The organism is Mesorhizobium sp. M7A.F.Ca.US.006.04.2.1 (assembly GCF_004022915.1).
Taxonomy (GTDB): Bacteria; Pseudomonadota; Alphaproteobacteria; order Rhizobiales; family Rhizobiaceae; genus Mesorhizobium; species Mesorhizobium ciceri.
Genome location: NZ_RZQA01000624.1, coordinates 1 through 3,886, shown reverse-complemented (window position 1 = coordinate 3,886; position 3,886 = coordinate 1). Strand labels below are relative to the sequence as shown.

The window sequence follows — 3,886 nt, the reverse complement described above, 5'->3', positions numbered from 1 at the left end:
CCGGCCGCCTCCAGCGTCAGGAAGTTCTCGATGGCGTGGCGGATGTCTTCGGGGCCGCGCGCCACGACATGCTCCAGCCTGCCGAGGTCGCCGAGGCGCCGCTTCAGCCGCCGGAACTCGCGATAATGGTGCGAACGCAGCGAGGCCTTCAGATAGTCATCGCCGTCGCGCTCGCTTTCCAGCGCCGGGCGCAGGGTCTGGCCGGTGGTGACCAGCATCAGGCCGCGCGTCTCGGCCACGGTGGCAAACAGGCTCGCCACCGGGCCATCGAGCCGGACATCGGGCAGGACGAACACTTTCGGCAGCTTGAGATGCGGGCGCGACAGCATCGAGAAGAAATCCTCGACGACGCCCACCGGGTCGTCGCGGTCGACCAGCGGCGTGCCGAGCGGACCGAACGGGCTCGACCATGTGCGCATCACCGGCACGCCGAGCGGCACCACCGGCCGTTCCACCGAGAACGGCACCAGAAGGCGCAGCCGGTTGCGGTATTCGTCGCCGTCGCGGATGACCGCCAGCCGCACCTCGCGATCCTCCAGCCGCGGCATGGCGGGCGCAAGGAAACGCGGGTTGAAGAACACGTTGGGCTCGACCGTGCGGGCGCAGAGATAATCCAGTTCCTCGACCAGGTCGAAGCCGGCGGATGCCGGGTAGATGGCGAGCTTGCGCTCGGGCCGGTTGTTGGCGAGAATCTCGATATGGGCGGGGTCGGCGTCACGGGTCAGCCCGGCAAGGCCCGACACCATGGCGCCGGCGGTGCCGCCGCTGGTTTCCTCAAGCAACGGGATGGCAGCCATCACGCGGCTCCTTTCGCAGGCACGAAGATAAGCATGACGATGCCGAGCTTGCGCCACACCGTGAAGGACAGCGCGCCGGCTTCGAAGATCATGGCAAAGGCGGTGGCCATGGCCGCGCCCCACAGGCCGAACATCGGGATCAGCATCACGTTGAGGGCGATGTTGAAGGCCAGCGTCATGGCATAGACGGCGGCGCAGATGTTCTGGTTGCCGCTCATCGTCAGCAGGCTTTCGCAGGGGCCGACGGCGGCGCGCGCCGCGACGCCGAAGACGAGCAGGAACAGCAAGGGATAGCCGCTGCTGAATTCCGGGCCGAACAGCACCAGCATCGGCTCGCCGAGCGCCAGCACAAGCAGCGCCATCAACAGCGAAGGCCAGAACGTCCACGACACCGTCTCGCGGGCAAAGGCGGCGAGCCTTTGCGGGTCGCCATGGGTGAACTGGGCGTAGCGCTGGGCAACGCCGGCCTTGACGGCGAAGTAGACGAAATGCACCAGCGCCAGCGTCTTCACCGTGGCGAAATAGACGGCGACGTCATTGGGGTCCATATAGGCGCCGACCATCAGCACGTCGGCATTGGTCAGCAGGAAGAAGAAGCTCTCGACCAGGAAGATCGGCAGCGAGACGATGAACCATTGCGCGAAATGGACCTTCATCGGCCCGGCCGGAATCTGCCGTTCCATGCGCTGGGTGACACCGATAAGCTGGCCGAGCGTTGTGGCGTAGGTGGCGGCGATCGAAGCAAAGATTGCGGTCCTGGCATCGGGTGCGTAGCCCGCCAACAGCATCAGCGCCATGAACAGCAGGATCAGCACCGGTCGCACCAGATAGGTCGGCGACAGGGCAAACAGCGCCCAGCTGTTGGCGCGTGCCAGGCCCGACAGGAGGTCGGACATGGCGATCATCGGCAGGCAGATGACGCCGAGGATGAACGGGATCACATAGTAGCTCTCGATCCAGGGTGCCGCCAGCCAGACGCCGAGCGCGCCGAGCCCGGCAATCAGCGTCGAGGCGATCAGCACGAACAGACGGCTGGCCAGCACGATGCCGCGCAACTCGTCCATCAAGCCGCGCTCGCGGTATTCGGGAATGTAGCGGATGACGGAGGTGTGGAAGCCCAGGCAGGCGAGATTGCCGACGATGACCATCGTCACCCAGACTAAGACGAAGATGCCGTACTCGAACGAGCCCATCCAGCGTGCCATCAGCACCTGGCTGACGAAGGCAATGACGGCGCTGACGATGCGGACCGAGAAGGCGATGACCGACATGCGGCTGGCCTCGCCGCGCTCGTCGGCGGTGAACAGCACGGCATCGATGCGGCCAAGCAACGGCCCCATGCGCAGCGCCCAACGCTGCGGCAAGAACCGCCCGGCAGTCGTGGCCGCGGAAAAGCGCACCCCGATTTCTCTCCGTTTTCCGCTTCTTTTTCAGGCGTTGGTGTAGCGGAGACACATTAAGAAACGGTTGGGTGAGAAGTTCCTTCGCCCCGTCCCTATACGGGGAGAACGTGCCGGCAGGCGGGTGAGGGGCGGCGCAGGCGTTTGAGGTTGCGCCGCTGTTTCATCATCGCCGAGGCGCGCAGCACGGAGACGTTGCCGATCAGGATAGCACCCGGCTTTATCGCAAGATCGTGCCTCAGATGGTGCCTTGGCTGCCAGAGGATGAGGCCGCGCAGCTGAAGTTCGAGTTCGAGGCGGCTTAGTCGGCGGGACATCGCCCCCCTCTGGCCTGCCGGCCATCTCCCCCTCAGGTGGGGAGATTGGCTAATCGCGAACGTCGGCACTCCAGCCCTTCGCTATCGCTCCGGGCGTTCGTCGTTCGAAAAGCCAAGCAATTGGCTTTTCGTCCGTTACGCGGACCACGCCTCACCCCCGTGAACGGGGAGAAGGAAAAGCGCCCCTTACGCAAACGCCCCGTGGCAGTGCTTGTACTTCTTTCCCGATCCGCAGGGGCAGGCTTCGTTGCGGCCGACTTTGCCCCAGGTGGCCTGGTTGTCGGGGTCGCGGTCTTCGGGGGCGACGATTGCGGTTGTCTCCGGGCGGACCAGGAGGGCGGTTTCGCCGCCTTCGAAGTCGTTTTCGCCGGTGGTGCCGTCGATATGGGTGCCGAACATGTCGGGGGCTTCCGGAGGCGGCGCTTCGGCGGCCTGACGGACCAGTTCGACGCGCATCAGCTGCGCGGTGACGGCCTGGCGCAGATTGCCAAGCATGGCCTGGAAGAGTTCGAACGCCTCGCCCTTGTACTCCTGCAGCGGATCGCGCTGGGCGTAGCCGCGGAAGCCGACGACCGAACGCAGATGGTCGAGATTGACGATGTGCTCGCGCCACAGATGGTCGAGCGTCTGCAGCACTACCGAGCGCTCGACGTAATTCATCACCTCGGGGCCAAAACGCTCGGCGCGCTCCTTGGCGGCGGCTTCGGCGGCCTGCGCGATGCGCTCGCGGATGTCGTCCTCGGCGATGCCCTCTTCCTTGGCCCAGTCCTCGACCGGCAGGTCGAGGTTCAGGAACTCGGCGATCTCGGCCTTCAGTCCGGCAACGTTCCACTGCTCGGCATAGGCGTTTTCGGGAATGGCCTTGGCGACGATCTCGTCGATGACGCCTTCGCGCATCTCGGCGATCGTTTCGGAGAGGCCTTCGCCGTCCATCAGTTCGATGCGCTGCTCGAACACCACCTTGCGCTGGTCGTTGGAGACGTCGTCATATTTCAACAGGTTCTTGCGGATGTCGAAGTTGCGCGCCTCGACCTTCTTCTGCGCCTTTTCCAGCGCCTTGTTGATCCACGGATGGATGATCGCCTCGTCTTCCTTGAGGCCGAGCTTCTGCAGCATGCCGTCCATGCGCTCGGAGCCGAAGATGCGCATCAGATCGTCTTGCAGGGACAGGAAGAATTTCGAGCGGCCGGGGTCGCCCTGGCGACCGGAGCGGCCACGCAGCTGGTTGTCGATGCGGCGCGATTCGTGGCGTTCGGTGGCCAGCACATAGAGGCCGCCGGCGGCCAATGCCTTTTCCTTCAGCCGCTCAATGTCGGCAATGATTTCCTTTTCCCGCGCCTCGCGTTCGGGGCCGGCCGGCATGTCGCCCAGC

At 65.0% G+C, this 3,886-nt stretch carries 3 protein-coding genes and 1 pseudogene; all 4 read right to left on the bottom strand.

Annotated features, from left to right (window positions below; genetic code table 11):
* Window positions 1-797 (bottom strand): annotated as a pseudogene (locus EN925_RS26705) (GNAT family N-acetyltransferase); the annotation flags it as partial.
* Window positions 797-2,197: a lipopolysaccharide biosynthesis protein gene (locus tag EN925_RS26700; RefSeq protein ID WP_013529438.1), complete on the bottom strand. Its 1,401-nt coding sequence runs from the start codon at window positions 2,195-2,197 to the stop codon at window positions 797-799. The pseudogene EN925_RS26705 and the gene EN925_RS26700, both read right to left, overlap by 1 nt.
* A 95-nt stretch (window positions 2,198-2,292) precedes the next feature.
* A complete protein-coding gene (locus EN925_RS26695) occupies window positions 2,293-2,514 on the bottom strand; it encodes a hypothetical protein (protein WP_127369018.1) in 222 nt (73 codons plus the stop codon).
* Window positions 2,515-2,700: 186 nt separating this feature from the next.
* Window positions 2,701-3,886, bottom strand: a 1,186-nt coding sequence (locus tag EN925_RS26690; RefSeq protein WP_206632945.1) for an SEC-C metal-binding domain-containing protein, incomplete at its 5' end; no start/stop codon positions are given.

Bases quoted from the DNA above. Each gene is read 5' to 3' on its own strand.
- EN925_RS26695 (WP_127369018.1), bottom strand. From the start codon at position 2,514: ATGTCCCGCCGACTAAGCCGCCTCGAACTCGAACTTCAGCTGCGCGGC.